We start from the raw sequence: 17,022 nt of genomic DNA on the forward strand, positions 1-17,022 counted from the left end.
CTGTTTCTATGCGGTTGAAAATAGAGTGCAGTGGGGAGATCCCCGCTGCACTCTTTCTTGTTTGATAGAGGAGTAAGAGCACTATGTACACACTGGCCGTAGTAGGCGCCACTGGCGCTGTTGGGCGACAAATTATCGAAGTGCTTGAAGAAAGAAAGTTTCCGGTTCAGGAAATTCGTCTTTTGGCTTCGGAACGTTCGGTTGGCGAATTTGTTGAATTCAATGACGAATCGGTACCTGTTCAATTATTGGGTCAAGATTCGTTTACTGGTGTTGATATTGCTTTCTTTTGCGCTACGGACTTAATAAGCGAAAAGTTTTGTCCTGTCGCAGCAGCAGCTGGAGCAATTTGTATTGATACATCGACAGCTTGGCGTATGGACGATGCTGTGCCGCTGGTTGTGCCGAGCGTTAATGGTGAGGCGGCGAGTGGGTATCGCACTAAGAGAATTATTGCGAGCCCAGCAAGTTCATCGCTGCAGTTATCATTGGCATTGAAGGCGTTGTCTGACTTTAGTGCTCTTGAGCGCGTCATTGTCTCAACATATCAGCCGGTATCTGAAAATGGTCAACAGGGTGTAGATGAGTTAAGGAACCAATGTGGTGAACTGTTAAATGGTCGACCCGTTAAGGATAAATTATACCCACACCAAGTTGGTTTCAACTGCCTGCCTCATGTTGGTGATTTTGAAAGCAGTGGCTATACAGATGCTGAAACCGGCTTGGTGCGTGAAGTGCGAAAAGTGTTGGCTGTGGAAAACCTCAGAGTGACCGCGACTGCCGTTCGCGTTCCGGTATTTTACGGTCTGTGCCAATCTGTCAACGTCGAGACTAAAGAGACAATAAGTGTGGCAAAAGCACGTGAGTTGTTTGATGGAATGGCTGATGTTGAACTTGTAGATAATGTTAGTGATGTTGAGTATCCGATGCCGATTGATGTTTCGGGTCAAGATTCAATTTATGTTGGTAGAATTCGCTCTGACGAATCGTGTGACAAGGCACTAAATATGTGGGTCGCGGCAGATAATTTACGTCAAGGGTCGGCGACTAATGTTGTACAAATTGCTGAACTTTTGGGCTCTAAGTATCTGTAGTATCGTTTCTTTCTTGCAACGTATTGTGAAGTATTAGTCTGTTATGACACGAATTTGCCTTACAATTGAATATGATGGAACTCGTTACGGCGGTTGGCAGGTTCAGCCGAATGCCGATACGATACAGGAACGTGTTGAAGCAGCTCTTGGAAGAGTCGTTGGCACCCTTGTAAGGATTTACTCTTCTGGTCGTACTGATGCAGGGGTTCATTCGATAGGTATGCGAGCCCATTTTGATACAGAGAATCTCTTGCCGCTATCGGCGTATCGTGAAGGAGTGAATCGTTTTTTGGCCGAGGATATATCTGTACGGTCTGCAGAAATTGTTGCTGAACAATTTCATGCACGCTTTGATGCCGTAGGGAAGTGGTATCAGTATAAAATTTATCGGGGCAAGATCCGTTCACCTTTGCAGCGAAATACATCGTGGCATGTTTCGATGGAGCTAGATCGTGAATCAATGATTGTTGCCGCGAAATCTTTTGTTGGTCGGCACGACTTTAGCGCATTCAGGTCAAGCACTTGCGTTGCTAAAACAACAACCCGAGAGATTTATGCGTTTGAGGTGATTGAATCTGACGATTTTCTGATTTTCAATGTTAAGGGTAGTGGCTTTTTAAAGAATATGGTTCGCGTTCTGGTTGGAACTTTAATTGATGTGGGCAGTGGTCGAATCGATTCAAAAAGTATCCAGACTTTACTTGAAAGTGGTGAACGGAAAAATGCGGGACGCACTGCTCCAGCGTGTGGATTATGTTTGATGAACGTGTGGTACGAAAAAAATATGTAAAATGCTTGACTGTAGGCGAGGGATCGTTTATGTTTTGCGCTCTGTGGGCCCCGTAAAGCTACGCAGAATTTACATAATTGAGAGGATTGAGATGAGTACGAAAGTTGCAAAAGCATCGGAAGTTAAAAGAGATTGGTTCTTGGTTGATATGGAAGGCAAAGTCTTAGGACGTGTTGCCACTGAAATCGCAAGAACTCTACGAGGCAAGCACAAAGCCATTTATACTCCTAGTGTTGATACAGGCGATTATGTCGTTGTTGTCAATGCAGAGAAGCTGGTTTTGACTGGTAATAAGCGCGCGGCTAAGATGTATTATCATCACACGGGTTATCCCGGTGGTATCCGTTCGATTAATGCTGATAATTTGCAGGCAAAAAAACCAGAAGAATTGGTGATTAAGGCCGTGCGTGGTATGCTTCCCAAAAATAAATTGGGTCGTCAAATGCTGAAAAAATTGAAGGTCTATGCCGGCAGCGAGCATCAGAATGCAGCTCAACAGCCCAAAGTACTCGATATTTAGTTTACTTAAGGAGAATGATTTAAAATGGCTGAACAACGATATTGCGCCACTGGCAAAAGAAAAACCTCTATCGCTCGTCTTTGGATGCAGGCTGGTACAGGTAATATTACTGTCAATAAGAAAGATTATAACGATTTTTTTGGTCGTGAAACGTCCAAGATGATTATTCGTCAACCGCTAGAATTGACAGAGAATGTTGGTAAATTTGATATCTTTGTAAATGTATGTGGTGGTGGACCCTCTGGACAAGCTGGTGCGATTAAGCACGGCATTACTAAGGCACTTCTTGCGTATGATGTAAGTCTACGCGGTGTTCTTAAAAAAGCTGGCTTTGTCACACGTGATAGCCGCATTAAAGAGCGTAAGAAATATGGCCGTGCTGGTGCACGTCGTAGCTTCCAGTTCTCAAAGCGTTAATCATTACACTGTACGACCAATATCTGTTACACAAGAGGGGAACCGTATGGTTCCCCTCTTTTTATTTTTGGAGGTTAATGTGGTCAAGGTTGCTGTTGTTGGAGCCAGTGGATATACGGGGTTAGAGTTAATTCGTTTACTTGCTCTGCATCCTGAAGTTGAAATAACTCATATTACCTCAAGGCAATATGACGGTGAAGAAATCTCGACAGTGTTTCCAACTCTTGCTGGAGTTGTTTCATTGTCGTGTGAGCCCGTTGATGTTGAAACAATATCCGCTACAGCTGATTTTATTTTTACTGCATTGCCACACAAGACAGCCATGAACGTTGTTCCTGACTTTCTTAATCACGGCTGCCGTGTTGTTGATTTATCGGCCGATTATCGTCTGCAAGATGTCTCCGTTTATGAGCAGTGGTATCAACCTCATTCGAGTCCTGAACTTCTTCCCGAAGCTGTTTATGGATTGCCAGAATTAGGGCGAAAACGGATCAAAACTGCACGCTTAGTTGCCAATCCTGGTTGCTACCCCACCAGCATTGCCTTGGCATTGGCGCCCCTTTTGAAGCACTCTATTATTGATCACCGTACATTGATTATTGATAGTAAGTCAGGAACAAGCGGTGCTGGTCGTGAAGCTAAAACAGGGAGTCTGTTTTGTGAGGTTAATGAAGGATTTAAAGCGTATAGCATTGCCAGTCATCGCCATACTCCGGAAATAGAACAAACACTTTCAGGCTTGGCTGGTGAAGAAGTCGTGGTTAATTTCACTCCTCACTTGTTGCCTGTGAGTCGTGGGATTTTGTCAACCTGCTATGCAGGCCTCTCCCAAGCAATAGATCCGTTGTCATTGCAAGAGATGTATGAAACCTTTTATCAAGGTGAAAAATTTGTTCGGGTGTTGCCAAAAGGACATCTACCAAATATCGCTTACGTAAAGGGGAGTAATTACGCTGATGTTGGCTTTGCTGTTGATGAGAGAACTCAACGGGTTATTGTTGTTTCAGCAATCGATAATCTCGTTAAGGGAGCTGCGGGGCAGGCAATCCAAAATATGAACATAATGCTAGGCCTTCCTGAGGAGATGGGACTGTGCGTTGTTCCGTTGTTTCCTTAGTGTGTAATGAAATTGTTCATTTAATGTTTTTATGACCCTAGATTAGGGTGTACATGATTTGAGGATTACGCTAGTATATTCATTGATTTGATAAACAACTAATTCGTTATTACTGTTATTTTTATCGTCTATAAAAGGAGTTGAGTTATGGCTGAGGTTGCTAAACCAAGTTTTACCGAGCTTGAATCAGGTAACGAAGATACCCAAGAGGGAAAGTATCTTACTTTTCATATGGGCGATGAAGATTATGGCATCGAGATTCGCTTTGTAACTGAAATTATTGGAATTCAACGTATTACTGAAGTCCCCGATATGCCATGTTTTATTAAGGGTGTTATTAATCTTCGAGGTAAAGTTATTCCTGTAATGGATGTACGCGCACGGTTTAATTTACCCCCTCGTGACTATGATGAGCGTACCTGTATTATCGTTGTGCAACTCAATACAACATCGGTTGGCCTAGTTGTTGATAAGGTGAATGAAGTTGCCGATATCCCACCACAGAATATTGAGCCACCACCAAGAACTAATGCCGGCAATAGTACTGAATATATTGAAGGTATGGGGAAAATGGGTGACCGTGTTAAGATTTTGCTTAACGTTGGTAAGCTTCTCTATGATTCAGATCTAGAGCAAATCGAACTATAGAATATAGAACAATTAATAAATAGGTTGATTTCCATTCATTTGGGAATCAGCCTTTATTTATGAGGGGGATAGATGAGTATTCAAAAGAAGGTAGCAACCATATTGTTGATCGTTTTAGTTGCCGTAATGGGAACAGCAACTGTCATCATTATTACCCAAACATCACACTTATTACATAGCCAAGCTGATGATGAGAAAAAACTTTTAACTGAAGCAGCTCATCAACAAGCGAATAGTATTTTTCAGAGCTTGGTCGTTGGTACAAGTGGCTCTGTTGAAACTGGAGATATGGACCTGTTTGGTGAATTACTCACTGATTTAGCGACCGTGCAAAATGTATCTGAAGTTGGTATGTTGGGGCCACAAGGTTCCATCAATTATTCGAGTTTTGAATCAAATATTGGTAGCTCTTTAGACAATGCTATTTTTCAAGAGTCTCAACGTGATCGCAGTGGTAATATTTCCGTACATGAAATTGATGGCCATCTAGTTTTGACGAGATCGCAAATTTATGAGGCGAGTTGCCTTGACTGTCATGAAGATAACAATATCGGTGATCTTGGAGGAATTCTTTATCTTAAGTACGATCTTACCAGCTTAACCGATACAATGATGGTTGTTGAGAAAAACCTCGAAAGTGGAATTAATCAAGGCATTAAAACAATGCTTTTAACTGCTATTGTTGGTGTATTGATTGCTCAAATTATTATTTATTGGGTTCTAGGTTCTCTTGTGCGAAAGCCACTGGTTGTCATTGAAGAGATGTTTGACAATATGGCTAGTGGCCGGTTAGACGGCCGGTTGAATATAGTACGTAATGATGAGATTGGCCATATCGGTCAGACTATTGATCGTTTTGCCGATTTTCTACAACATGATGTTTTGGTCTCTTTGCAAAAGTTAGCTCAAGGTGATCTTTCCTTTGAACTGAACCCTCGTGATCAGCATGATTCCTTGCGCATTGCATTAAAAAAAGTGTGTGATGACCTCAATGAAGTGATGATTCGGGTCCAGATGGGAGGTACTCAGATTGCTTCTGGTGCATCGCAAGTTTCTGATGCCAGTCAATCACTCTCTGAAGGTGCAACGGATTCTGCGAGTTCACTTGAGGAAATTTCAGCCTCAATGAATGAATTGTCTTCACAGACACGCACGAATGCTGAAAATTCACAACAAGCAAACACTTTAGCATCACAAGCCCGTTCTGCAGCTGATCATGGTAACACTCAAATGCGTCAAATGGTTACCGCTATGGCTGATATAAATGAGTCGGGATTGAATATTTCTAAAATTATTAAAGTAATTGATGAAATTGCATTTCAAACAAATCTCCTTGCCTTGAATGCTGCGGTTGAAGCTGCGCGTGCTGGGCAACATGGTAAAGGGTTTGCTGTCGTTGCTGAAGAGGTACGGAATTTAGCAGCTCGGAGTGCCAAAGCGGCCCAGGAAACAGCAGCTTTGATTGAAAGTTCAGTAAGTAAGGCTGAGTATGGTGCTGAAATAGCGGACAATACTGCGGAGGCATTCAGTTCAATAGTTGAAGAGATTCAAAAAGTAAATGACCTTGTCGGAGAAATTTCAGCTTCAAGTTCAGAACAGGCCCAAGGGATCACTCAGATAAATGATGGTATTAGTAAAATCGATGAGGTAACACAGCAAAATACTGCCAACGCTGAGGAGGGTGCTGCCGCTGCGGAAGAATTATCTAGCCAAGCAGCTCAACTTGAGGATATATTAACAAAGTTTGTTTTGAAGAATGATGGGTCCTTTAAGTTGCCACCACAAACCCCTTCATTTTCACAACGAACACCTTCCGTGAATTCTGGCTCAACTTCAGGTTGGGGAGGGAGATCTTCATCACCTGTAGAGCAAATTGCTCTTGATGATTCAGAATTTGGTAAGTTTTAATTTTAAATTTTGGATAAGAAATTAATGCAAAATTATAGTGAAATTATTAGTGAAATGGGTGATCTGCCTCCAATGCCAATTGTTGCAGTAAAAGTATTGGAGCTTTTGCAAGACCCTGAGATGTCAATTAAGCAACTTGCCAACACTATCTCACTTGATGCAGCCGTATCAGCACGCATGTTGAAAATTGCGAACTCGTCTATGTATGGCGTTTCTCGTCAGATTACGACATTGCAAAATGCGTTGGTTTTGCTGGGTGAGCGAACCGTTCGAAGTCTTGTATTGGCTTCTAGTATGAGTAGTGTGAATAAGTCGTATGGCTTACTTGAAAAGATGTTATGGGAAGAATCTGTGGGATGTGCTTTAGCGTCTAGATATTTGAGTTCTAAACTCAAAGTGTCAAATCCTGAAGAAGCCTTTCTCGCAGGTTTATTTAGCAATTTGGGCAAAATAATTCGTAATAATAATGAGCCAGAACGTTATCGTGAGCTTGTTGAAGCAGTTTATAATGGCGCAGGTGACTATTCAACGCTTGAGTTAGAAGTGTTTGCTGTCCCATATACAACGGTTGGTGCTGCGGTACTTCACTCATGGAAAATTGCTCCGCTGTTAGTCGATTCTGTTTGTTTCCAAAACAATCTGGAGGAAGCGGAAGGATCTGAAGTGTCTGATCTGTCTTCGGTGGTTAGTTTAGCATCAAATCTGTGCTTTAAGTTAGGGATTGGTCATCGTGAAAGTAATGATGAGTATGATCTTGGACAAACCCAAAGTGCTCAGAAGTTGGTGATTACTCCGACGGTTATTGAAGCAATACAAGAGGAATTTCAAGACGTATTTGATGAAAACCGAGATTCCTTTATGTCGTAGTTATTAAAGAAAAATATGATCAATAAATAAGGGCCTATTGGCCCTTTTTTATTGTCGAAATTAAATTTATATTTTAGAGGTGATTATGTCCACCATCCCTATTTTACTAAAAACACCAACTATCCTCGTGCTCGGTGGTGGGGCTATCGCCTTGCAAAAAGCCACTGTTTTATATCGAAATAAGATAAAGTTTTCGATGATTGCCCTGAGTTATTGTTCTCAATTTAATGACCTTGATGTTAACAAGGTCACTAAAAATATTGAATTTAATGATTTTCACACATACAACATTATTGTCGATGCTACGGGTTGTGATGAGGTGGGGAGCTTATTACAAGAGGTCATACGCAAACGGTATATATTAGTCAATCGTGTTGATCAACCTGACCAGTGTAATTTTTATTTTTCATCATTGTTACGCTACGGATCATTGAAGGTTGCCGTTTCAACGGATGGGGCAAGTCCAACGATTGGTCAAGTTGTTCGTGATAAGATTGATGCACTTTTACCGCTTGAACTAGAAAATTTAGTAGAAGAGACGAAACGTAAACGGCAACAAGGTCATATCGATCCTAGTGCGGCACGAAACCAGTTGTTAACACTTTTTTCTCATGTTTTCTTTATTGAGTGTGATGATGTCGCACAGGACTTGGAGATACTATTTAAGTATCCTCAACTAACAAGATTTAGTGTTGTCTTGTCTGAATCCAATGCCCAGCATTTTTCTGTTAGCACTGATTCGAGTCAACATGAAATTGAGTATGTGAAAATTGAAAATCTAAATAACTGTTTTGATGCTGAAACGGTTTACGTACTCCTTAAAGAATATTGCCAACGTGGTGAAACAATCGCTGTGTTAATTCGTTCGGGAGTACATTTTTCAGATCAATGTGAAAGACTTTCTTGTTACCTGAAAAACGATGGCGTGAGTTTTGAAATCATTGTTAAGCAATAAGAGCACCTATTAATTAAATCAATTATTTGAATATAAGGCTACAGAATGATTCATCTGACAAATATCAGTAAGCAATATGGTTCTCAAATTTTATTTAAACGCGCAAAATTACAAATCCTACCTAGTACACGTTGTGGCCTGGTTGGTCCTAATGGTGCGGGTAAATCCACTATTTTTCGTTTAATTACCGGTGAAGAATCACTTGACGATGGTGAAATCTCTTGTGCTAAAAAGGCTGTCATTGGTTACTTTTCTCAAGATGTTGGTGATATGAGTGGCCAGAGTGCACTCGCTGAAGTTGTTTCTGCTTCAAGTGAGGTGATGAAGCTTGGTGAACAGGTGTGCATTATGGAAGCTCAAATGTGCGAGCCGATGGATGATGATGCACTTGCTAACCTTTTAGAGCGCTATGGCGATACTCAGGCCGAATATGAGCATCGTGGTGGCTATGACCTTGAAACACGAGCTAAATCAGTATTGACCGGTTTAGGAATTGGAGCAGCAGATTATTCTCGACCAGTGGAATCATTCAGTGGTGGTTGGAAAATGAGGATTGCATTGGCAAAGATTTTGACTCTGAATCCTGATGTATTATTACTCGATGAGCCGACGAACCACCTTGATGTTGAATCGATTGTTTGGCTCGAAGAGTGGCTGTCTACTGAATATAAAGGGGCTGTGTTGATGACCAGTCACGACCGTGACTTTATGAACCGGTTGGTGTCACGTATCATTGAAGTGGCTGATCAAAACATTACGACCTATTCAGGTAATTATGATTACTATTTACGTGAGCGTGAAATTAGACGCGAACAACTGTTGTCTAGTTACAAACGTCAGCAAGATATGTTGGCAAAAGATGAAGAGTTTATCGCCCGTTTTGCTGCCAGAGCTTCCCATGCTGCTCAAGTGCAATCTCGGGTAAAAAAACTTGAAAAAATAGAACGAATAATTATACCTGCTGAGCAAAAGTCGGTGAAGTTTGAATTTCAAGATCCACCACGTAGTGGCGATAATGTTGTGGCATTTGATGATTTAACCAAAACGTGGCCCAGTGAAGATGGTGATGATAAGAAGGTCTTTAGTCATGCAACAGGATTAGTTCGTCGACACGAAAAGATTGCAGTCGTTGGTGTAAACGGTGCCGGTAAGTCGACCTTTTTGAAAGTGCTGGCTGAACAAACACCGGCAACGGAGGGCAAGGTAAATATTGGAGCCAATGTTGATATTGGTTATTTTAGTCAACATGCGACCGAACTCTTAGATTTAAAGAAAACGGTATTTGAAACAGTACAACAGGTGATGCCACAAGACTCTATTGGTGCTATTCGTAACCTCTGTGCGGCCTTTTTGTTTCAAGGTGATGATGTTGATAAAAAGGTTTCAACCCTGTCAGGTGGGGAGAAGAGCCGTCTCGTGCTTGCAACGTTATTAGCGCGTCCGGTCAATGTCTTAATTCTTGATGAGCCAACCAATCATCTTGATATTCAATCGAGAGAGATCCTTCTTAAGACCCTAAAACGATTTAACGGAACTGTCGTTTTGGTAAGTCATGACCGCCATTTCCTCCGCAGCTTAGTGAATCGCGTTTTTGAAGTTGACCACGGTGAACTGCGAAGTTATGAAGGTGATTACGGTTACTATTTAGAAAAGAGTGGGGTGGGTTCATCGGCAGCCTAAAGCTGCGTTTCAACCCAAAATACGCCACGAAATTCCCCTTTTTTGTAATTCACTGCTTGGTCGTTAGGGTACAGCTGATTGATTTTTTGCTGTAATGGTTTGTCAATATGGTCACCATGGCAGGTTAAGCATGGTGTTTGTATCCTGATTGGCTTTACATAACCAATTCTAGTGCTGTCGATTTCAACGTGCATTGGAACCGCGTTCTCTTGTGACAAATGACGATATTTTTCAAGGTATGGTAGCACCCATTGTGGTGTTACTGCCTTGTCATTACGTGGTTTGTTACTCGCGCGACCGACGGTCACCCCATCTGTCGACAATTTAGCAGCAATTTGTGGTGCTCTTATCTGACAAACAGAAATAGCATCAATGGGACTATTCATAAGCCCTTGTATTAATTCTTTTTTTAGCTGTTGCTGAAACAGCGTGACCACTTGTTCGGCATGGTCTTGTTCTGCGGAATTGTTTTGAGTGCAACAATTCTGGGCTGATGCGTTGGTGCAAAGTAAAAGGCTTATCGTAACGATCACAATATAATGCATTGATTCCTCCACAGCTAATCTCGATCAGAATTTTATTTTTCTTTTCCCCAGAAGGAATCATTTGAGAATTGGTCACGCAAACGCTCTTCAGGGCACTGTTCCATAAACTCATTACGGTCAAATGAAAAACGGTAATTAGAACAATACGTCAGTAAAACCTGATATGCCGCATTGATCTGTTGGATTTTTTCAGGATCATTACAGCCCTTGTCAGGATGATATTTTTTTACTAATAATTTGTGTTTTGCTTTAATCTCGGTAAGGCTTGCGCGTGTTGCAATGTCGAATAGTTGCAATGCCTTTTCTAGTTCTTTATACGTCATGAATCACCTAATTATATTTGATTTTCATTTTATATGACATAGTCTTAATAATATTGATTTGGTTGTCGTTTTCGAGTTAAGCGTCTACATCATTGTAATGGGAGATATTATGTCTGAACGTGTTGTTAAGCCTTCAAGTTTGTGTGTTCAGGGTAAAAATTATTTATATTACAGTTTAACAAAAGCTGCGAATTATTTTTCGGTTGATATTTCTTGTTTACCAATTTCTATCAAGGTTTTACTCGAAAATTCATTACGTTTTTCAACGACTAAGCAAGAGATTGAACCGTTGATGAATTGGCAACCGCAGCAAGAAAATCAAGAGATTTCGTGGCGACCGACTCGGGTTCTCATGCAAGATTTTACCGGAGTGCCAGCACTCGTCGATTTAGCTGCTATGCGCGATGCCGTTGCGAGTGCAGGTGGTGATCCCTCCATCATTAACCCACTTATTCCTGTTGATTTAGTCATTGATCATTCTGTCACTGTTGAAAGTTTTGCTCAAGAGCAATCCTTTGATGGAAATGTTCAAATTGAAATGGAACGTAATAAGGAACGGTATCGTTTTTTACATTGGGGTAAAAATGCATTTGAAAATTTAAGAGTCGTGCCACCAGGCACTGGCATCTGCCATCAGGTCAACCTCGAATACCTTGCCTCTGTCGTACATCTTGATGACCAAGGCGATACGCCATTGCTTTCCCCAGACACCTTAGTTGGCACAGATAGCCATACAACGATGATCAATGGGCTTGCTGTTCTTGGGTGGGGCGTTGGAGGTATTGAAGCGGAAGCTGCAATGTTAGGTCAACCCATCTCAATGTTGATCCCTGATGTTGTGGGTGTACGCTTGGATGGCAAGCTTGGTGAGGGAATTACCGCCACAGATCTTGTACTTACTGTGACCCAGCGTTTACGTAAGCTCGGAGTTGTCGGTAAGTTTGTAGAATTTTATGGTTCTGGTCTCGACTGCTTACCCCTTGCTGATCGGGCAACGATTGCTAATATGGCTCCTGAGTATGGCGCAACCTGTGGTTTTTTTCCCGTCGATCAGCGAACTCTCGATTATCTTCACCTCAGTGGTCGTACGGAAGAACATATAGCGATTGTCGAAGCTTATTGCCGCGCTCAAGGATTATGGCGGGATGCGCATACCCTATCACCTGAATTTAGTGATCATGTCGTTGTTGATCTTTCACAGGTGGTTGCCAGTATCGCTGGACCAAAACGACCACAAGATCGCCTCGATATGGTTGATAGCTGTCAGGTCTTCGACCAAGCATTAATTAATAGCCAACCCGAAGCTACACGAGATGAGGGGATTGCATTAGAAGGGGATGGACCACTTCTTAATCATGGTGATGTGGTTATCGCAGCCATTACATCGTGTACTAATACATCAAATCCTGCGGTGATGCTTTGTGCTGGTTTGCTCGCTAAAAATGCAGTAAATCGTGGATTGACAACAAAACCGTGGGTTAAGACATCTCTTGCCCCCGGTTCAAAAGTTGTTACCGATTACCTTGCCAAGGCAGGAGTTCAACCTTTTCTTGATTTGCTTGGTTTCAATTTAGTGGGTTATGGTTGTACAACCTGCATTGGTAATTCTGGGCCATTGCCACTAACCGTTTCGGCTGCCATTGCTCAGGGTGATCTTAATGTATGCGCGGTTTTATCGGGTAATCGGAATTTTGAAGGGCGTATCCATCCTGAAGTTAAGTCGAGCTGGCTTGGCTCTCCGCCTCTTGTTGTCGCCTATGCTTTGGCAGGTACCGTTCGTATTAATCTCGATAGTGAACCACTTGGAACAGATGCGGATGGTGTATCCGTCTACCTGCGTGACTTGTGGCCATCAAATGATGAAATCTCTGCCGCAGTTGCTGAGGTGAGTCGCCAGATGTTTAAAGTCCGTTATGCCGACGTGTTTACCGGCGATACGTTGTGGCAACAGCTTGAGGTTGAACAAACTGAACTCTATTCATGGGATGTGGATTCGACCTATATCCGTCAGCCTAGTTTTTTCACCCAACCAAACGTTCAGGATGATGTGGTTAATGCTCGGATTCTTGCTTTATTGGGTGATTCGATTACAACAGACCACATCTCTCCAGCTGGCTCAATTGCTCCCAATAGTCCCGCTGGTGATTACTTACAGCAGCTTAAAATTTCTCAGCAAGATTTCAACTCTTATGGATCCCGGCGTGGTAACCATGAAGTGATGATGCGGGGTACCTTTGCAAATATCCGTATTCAAAATGAAATGACACCTGAAATTGTTGGTGGTTATACGCGGCAATTACTGAGCAATGAAATCGAACCGATCTATACGGCTGCTATGCATTATCAGCAGCACCAGGTTCCGCTCGTTATTGTTGCCGGCAAAGAGTACGGTACGGGTTCTAGCCGTGATTGGGCCGCCAAGGGAACATTGCTACAGGGGGTACGAGCAGTGATTACAGAAAGTTTTGAGCGCATTCACCGTTCAAACCTTTTGGGTATGGGGGTGTTGCCGTTGCAATTTATGCCAGGTGTTAATCGCAAGAAGCTTGGATTGACGGGCGAAGAAACGATCTCTATTCATGGTTTAGGGGAAAACTTGACGCCAAAATGTCAAATCGTGATGAAAATTATTTTTGCAAATGGTGAATCGAAACAGGTCGATCTGCTCTGCCGCCTCGATACCGAAGAGGAGTTGAAGGCATATCGAAGTGGTGGAATCTTACGCTACGTTTTAAAACAATTATTGGCCGATAAATAATTATTTTGGTTGATAGGGACAAAATCCAGGTAGCGGGCCAATTTGTGGATGGTTGCGACAGGTGTTAGGTCGCAACTCGTAAATGGTGCAACGGCGGCTGCGTGTGTCGAGATATACGCAGTCGTCGTTGGCCATGCGAGTTAATGTAAAGAGTTCACTCTTGTAGCTTAAGTGCTCAATAATACCATCCTTTTTAAGCCTCTTGGCAATCTTCTTAATCGGGTCATTGATTTCAAATTCGCTGACAACACCTATCCGTACTAAATCACTTAGATGAACCTCTACAGGTAGAGTGCAGCAGGTCGCGTGGCAACTCTGGCATAGCTTGGCGGAGTATTTTGCCCAAGTAGCTGTTTCGTCGATGTCTGAATGGAGCGGAAGTTTTTTTGCCATGATAGTGACCCGATTAAAGTGTTATTTTATGCGACGACATTCGAGATAGAAACGTTTCTCATCTGCTTCACCCATTGAAAATGTTTTGCGGGGTAATGCTCCATCGAGCACAATTGTTTTAAATAGATCATGCTTTGAGATAGCCGGCAGATAAAAACCTGCGCAGTTTTTCTGCGCACCAAGATCGGTAACGCTTTGATCGCCATGAATATAGTCGATACGACTACTGCTATGTTTTTCAAGGTAGTGATCAAGGAAATCCTGTAACGTGGCAACAACCAGTGTGTACTTTGGCTTATCAATACAACAGACGCCATGCTTGCCAGCTATGGTACATGGGAAACTGTGCTGTGCATCGTTAATGGTGATATTTTTCTCGGCCTCAGCTAAATTTGCGTAAGCAGTAAAGCTGAACGTCATGTTTTGCGCTGAAAAGTAATTCTTCATCTCGTTGAGGAAGTTGTCCTCTTCAATAGAAAACATTACCCGATGGATCGCTTCAAACTCCAATCCCTCATCGTGAACGTTAACCAGCTCAACGAGAGCAAAGCGGGCAGGGTGGGCCATTAACTCGTCGTGCGTCAACGTAATCTCACCTGAATCGACATCATCTTTTAATTGCTGCCAAATCGCTTTCGCTGTTGCGAATGAGTGGTTGCCATCGCCCATTGCATAGAGCATGACATCTTCATCAACATTGTATTTTTGTTGATAACTTTCCTTGTCTGCTAATGTTTCAAGGGCCGTCGTGATCTGGCTAATCAACTCAGGTTGATCAATGCGATAACCTGTGAGGTGGCCGCCATTTTCCATCAATTCAAAGTCGTAGACTGTTTCAAGGGTTTGATCAAATAGAGGTTCGATGACTGTTTTTTTCGGGTCATCAATAAGAACCATAATGTGCGGCAGTTCAATCGGGGCATTCTTGCGTACCTTAATACGAGGCGGTAGGCGGTCAAGAATGGTTCCCTCTGTTGCACGAATAAGGCTTTTAGCCCCCTTATTGTAGTCATATTTTTCAAGATCAAGAGCAACGATCAATCCCTTGCGAGATTCAACCTCAGCCGTTTTACGGTTTAGCAAAATGAACGCTGGTGCTTGCTCAACAAGACTACCGTCAGATAAATAACTCTCCATGGCAGAATTGATACCGGCAATGCGTTCTTCGCAATCGTCATCGTCGAGGTTTACTTCAGGGAAAATAAGATTGAGCGTCGAGGCCACTCCTGATGTTTTTTGTTCAAGGCGCTGCCAGTATTCACGATCAGACGTGTATTGATCACACGCAATAATCGACCAAGATTGCATGTCGGTCCCTTGCTTCGGGAGTAAAATGCGAGGCACCTGTAAACCAATGTGATCAAAATTCATGAGAGTTGATTCCCTTCGTGACTATGTGAATGTTTGGAATAAATTATGTTAGGCGTGTGTTGATACGCTTTGTACGATAAAAGACGTTACGAATAGGCCACCCGTAGCCAGCGTAATGTTTGATTTAAGAGTTGAAAGTCATAAATCTCTGCACATAAAGAGTTAGAGTTGTGTGGCTCCCTTAGGGCAATCAACTCGTTACAATACAGAATATTTAATCTGTTGTGTAGTGTGAATTTGGTTTTTGTAAATCAAATGACCTGTTTGGGGAGGGGCACGCTCTTACTTTATTACCTTAGCGGTATGTAGTTGTCGATCAACTCTTTGATAGGGATGAGAAATGTTCTGAATCATCTATTAAATTATGCGACTTTTGATAGAACTTGAACACAGAGTAACGATCTCATGGTGAAATCTATTTACTCCGATTCAGGCTATTATTCTTGCTCGGTTTTTTTTGCAAATAAACGCGCGACAAGTATGCCAACCTCATAGAGGACGATAAAAGGGAGAGCGATTGCCGTTTGTGAAAAAATATCGGGTGGTGTGAGCATGGCTCCCATGACAAAACCGACCAACAATGCATATTTGCGTTGCTTGACTAACCATTTATAGTCAACAACGCCGAGGCGTACTAGAAAGAAGATGACGATTGGTAACTCGAATACCAGACCAAAAGCCATCAATAATTGGGTTGCCATAGCGAGGTAGCCCGCCATGGAGAGCATGGCGTTAATCTCGCCGCCCATTCCCGCGGATCCAGTACCAAAGGTGATTAAAAAGGTGAATATTTGCGGGAAAACCCAGTTGAAACCGAAGTAACTGCCGCTGGCAAAACACAAACAGCTGACGATCACAAAGGGCAGCGCTAACTTTTTTTCACCTTTGTAGAGTGCCGGTGATGTGAAGGACCACAACTGCCATAAAATAATTGGTAGCGCTAGTACTAATCCAGCTACGGCACTTAACTTAAGGTAGGTAAAGAACGGTTCTGTGGCATGGATAAATACCAGATGGCTGTCAGCTGGCAGAGCTGCCTGCACTGGTTGAGAAATATACTTAAACAACGTCTCTGATTGACTGTAACAGCCAAAAAACGTAGCGAGCCAAGCGATGAAAGCGATCACCAACCGCTTACGCAGTTCTTCAAGGTGGCTGCCAAATGGGAAGGGGTCAACTGACATCTGTTTTTACCGATGATTGTGATGTCGAATCCGTTTTTGCTGCTGAATCTGTTTCGTCAGATTGTTCCATGTAGCTGCTCACATCAATGGTGTTTTTGATCTCTTGAGTCGCACGACGGAATTCGTTTAAACCGCGTCCTAGCGACTTAGCAATCGCTGGCATTTTTTGTGGGCCGATGACAATCAATGCTAGGCCAAGAACAAGTAGTAATTCTGGCATCCCTATTCCAAACATATGCTTACCCCTCTTTCATGATGGAGACAACTACGCTTCAGGAGCATCAAGCTCTTTCTCTTTTTTTTCATCATTGATGCCACTTTTGAAATTGGTAATCCCTTTGGCCAATGAACTGCCAAGTTGAGGAAGTTTTTTTGCGCCAAATAAAACGGTAACAATTGCGAGGATGATTAATAGTTCTTGCCCGCCTAATCCGAACATAATGTTGTCCCTT

18 protein-coding genes are annotated in these 17,022 nt (G+C 42.5%); 11 read left to right on the forward strand and 7 right to left on the reverse strand.

Features of this window, described 5'->3' with window-relative positions:
- Positions 1 to 83 precede the first annotated feature (83 nt).
- The 10 genes from ACZ5KY_RS10120 to ACZ5KY_RS10165 all read left to right on the forward strand — a co-directional run bounded on the left by ACZ5KY_RS10120 (position 84) and on the right by ACZ5KY_RS10165 (position 9,996).
- Positions 84 to 1,094 (forward strand): aspartate-semialdehyde dehydrogenase, encoded by a 1,011-nt coding sequence (locus ACZ5KY_RS10120; protein ID WP_464243777.1) that lies wholly within the window; start codon positions 84 to 86, stop codon positions 1,092 to 1,094.
- 43 nt (positions 1,095 to 1,137) lie between these two features.
- Positions 1,138 to 1,884, forward strand: coding sequence for a tRNA pseudouridine(38-40) synthase TruA (truA, locus tag ACZ5KY_RS10125; protein ID WP_464243778.1), 747 nt, complete (start codon positions 1,138 to 1,140; stop codon positions 1,882 to 1,884).
- Between the two features lie 91 nt (positions 1,885 to 1,975).
- A complete protein-coding gene (gene rplM / locus ACZ5KY_RS10130) occupies positions 1,976 to 2,404 on the forward strand; it encodes a 50S ribosomal protein L13 (RefSeq protein WP_464243779.1) in 429 nt (142 codons plus the stop codon).
- Between the two features lie 24 nt (positions 2,405 to 2,428).
- Positions 2,429 to 2,821, forward strand: a complete 393-nt coding sequence (gene rpsI / locus ACZ5KY_RS10135; protein ID WP_464243780.1) for a 30S ribosomal protein S9 — start codon at positions 2,429 to 2,431, stop codon at positions 2,819 to 2,821.
- Between the two features lie 79 nt (positions 2,822 to 2,900).
- Positions 2,901 to 3,938 carry an N-acetyl-gamma-glutamyl-phosphate reductase gene (gene argC / locus ACZ5KY_RS10140; RefSeq protein WP_464244655.1) on the forward strand — a complete coding sequence of 346 codons (1,038 nt, stop codon included), beginning with the start codon at positions 2,901 to 2,903 and terminating at the stop codon, positions 3,936 to 3,938.
- 147 nt (positions 3,939 to 4,085) lie between these two features.
- Entirely contained in the window at positions 4,086 to 4,586 is a 501-nt protein-coding gene (locus tag ACZ5KY_RS10145) for a chemotaxis protein CheW (protein ID WP_464243781.1), read from the forward strand.
- 72 nt (positions 4,587 to 4,658) lie between these two features.
- The gene (locus ACZ5KY_RS10150; protein ID WP_464243782.1) at positions 4,659 to 6,494 is read left to right on the forward strand and encodes a methyl-accepting chemotaxis protein; all 1,836 of its coding nucleotides are present in this window, start codon (positions 4,659 to 4,661) and stop codon (positions 6,492 to 6,494) included.
- A 24-nt stretch (positions 6,495 to 6,518) separates the two neighbouring features.
- Positions 6,519 to 7,361: an HDOD domain-containing protein gene (locus tag ACZ5KY_RS10155; protein WP_464243783.1), complete on the forward strand. Its 843-nt coding sequence runs from the start codon at positions 6,519 to 6,521 to the stop codon at positions 7,359 to 7,361.
- Positions 7,362 to 7,446: 85 nt separating this feature from the next.
- Positions 7,447 to 8,316, forward strand: coding sequence for a precorrin-2 dehydrogenase/sirohydrochlorin ferrochelatase family protein (locus ACZ5KY_RS10160; protein ID WP_464243784.1), 870 nt, complete (start codon positions 7,447 to 7,449; stop codon positions 8,314 to 8,316).
- Between the two features lie 45 nt (positions 8,317 to 8,361).
- Positions 8,362 to 9,996, forward strand: coding sequence for an ABC-F family ATP-binding cassette domain-containing protein (locus ACZ5KY_RS10165; protein ID WP_464243785.1), 1,635 nt, complete (start codon positions 8,362 to 8,364; stop codon positions 9,994 to 9,996).
- Here the strand turns inward: ACZ5KY_RS10165 and ACZ5KY_RS10170 are convergent.
- Positions 9,993 to 10,541, reverse strand: coding sequence for a Tll0287-like domain-containing protein (locus ACZ5KY_RS10170; RefSeq protein ID WP_464243786.1), 549 nt, complete (start codon positions 10,539 to 10,541; stop codon positions 9,993 to 9,995). The genes ACZ5KY_RS10165 and ACZ5KY_RS10170 overlap by 4 nt on opposite strands.
- A gap of 32 nt (positions 10,542 to 10,573) precedes the next feature.
- Entirely contained in the window at positions 10,574 to 10,864 is a 291-nt protein-coding gene (locus ACZ5KY_RS10175) for a J domain-containing protein (protein WP_464243787.1), read from the reverse strand.
- A 109-nt stretch (positions 10,865 to 10,973) separates the two neighbouring features.
- Between ACZ5KY_RS10175 and acnA the strand changes: the two genes are divergently transcribed.
- Positions 10,974 to 13,622 carry an aconitate hydratase AcnA gene (acnA, locus tag ACZ5KY_RS10180; RefSeq protein ID WP_464243788.1) on the forward strand — a complete coding sequence of 883 codons (2,649 nt, stop codon included), beginning with the start codon at positions 10,974 to 10,976 and terminating at the stop codon, positions 13,620 to 13,622.
- Here the strand turns inward: acnA and ACZ5KY_RS10185 are convergent, their stop codons facing one another.
- The 5 genes from ACZ5KY_RS10185 to ACZ5KY_RS10205 all read right to left on the reverse strand — a co-directional run bounded on the left by ACZ5KY_RS10185 (position 13,623) and on the right by ACZ5KY_RS10205 (position 17,009).
- Positions 13,623 to 14,015 carry a YkgJ family cysteine cluster protein gene (locus tag ACZ5KY_RS10185; protein WP_464243789.1) on the reverse strand — a complete coding sequence of 131 codons (393 nt, stop codon included), beginning with the start codon at positions 14,013 to 14,015 and terminating at the stop codon, positions 13,623 to 13,625.
- Between the two features lie 21 nt (positions 14,016 to 14,036).
- Positions 14,037 to 15,386 carry a DUF1015 domain-containing protein gene (locus ACZ5KY_RS10190; protein ID WP_464243790.1) on the reverse strand — a complete coding sequence of 450 codons (1,350 nt, stop codon included), beginning with the start codon at positions 15,384 to 15,386 and terminating at the stop codon, positions 14,037 to 14,039.
- 437 nt (positions 15,387 to 15,823) lie between these two features.
- Positions 15,824 to 16,570 carry a twin-arginine translocase subunit TatC gene (gene tatC / locus ACZ5KY_RS10195; RefSeq protein ID WP_464243791.1) on the reverse strand — a complete coding sequence of 249 codons (747 nt, stop codon included), beginning with the start codon at positions 16,568 to 16,570 and terminating at the stop codon, positions 15,824 to 15,826.
- Positions 16,560 to 16,805, reverse strand: coding sequence for a twin-arginine translocase TatA/TatE family subunit (locus tag ACZ5KY_RS10200; RefSeq protein WP_464243792.1), 246 nt, complete (start codon positions 16,803 to 16,805; stop codon positions 16,560 to 16,562). The genes tatC and ACZ5KY_RS10200 overlap by 11 nt, the downstream gene beginning before the upstream one ends.
- A gap of 30 nt (positions 16,806 to 16,835) precedes the next feature.
- Positions 16,836 to 17,009: a Sec-independent protein translocase subunit TatA/TatB gene (locus tag ACZ5KY_RS10205; RefSeq protein ID WP_464243793.1), complete on the reverse strand. Its 174-nt coding sequence runs from the start codon at positions 17,007 to 17,009 to the stop codon at positions 16,836 to 16,838.
- Positions 17,010 to 17,022 lie beyond the last annotated feature (13 nt).

This window comes from Desulfuromonas svalbardensis (assembly GCF_055389415.1).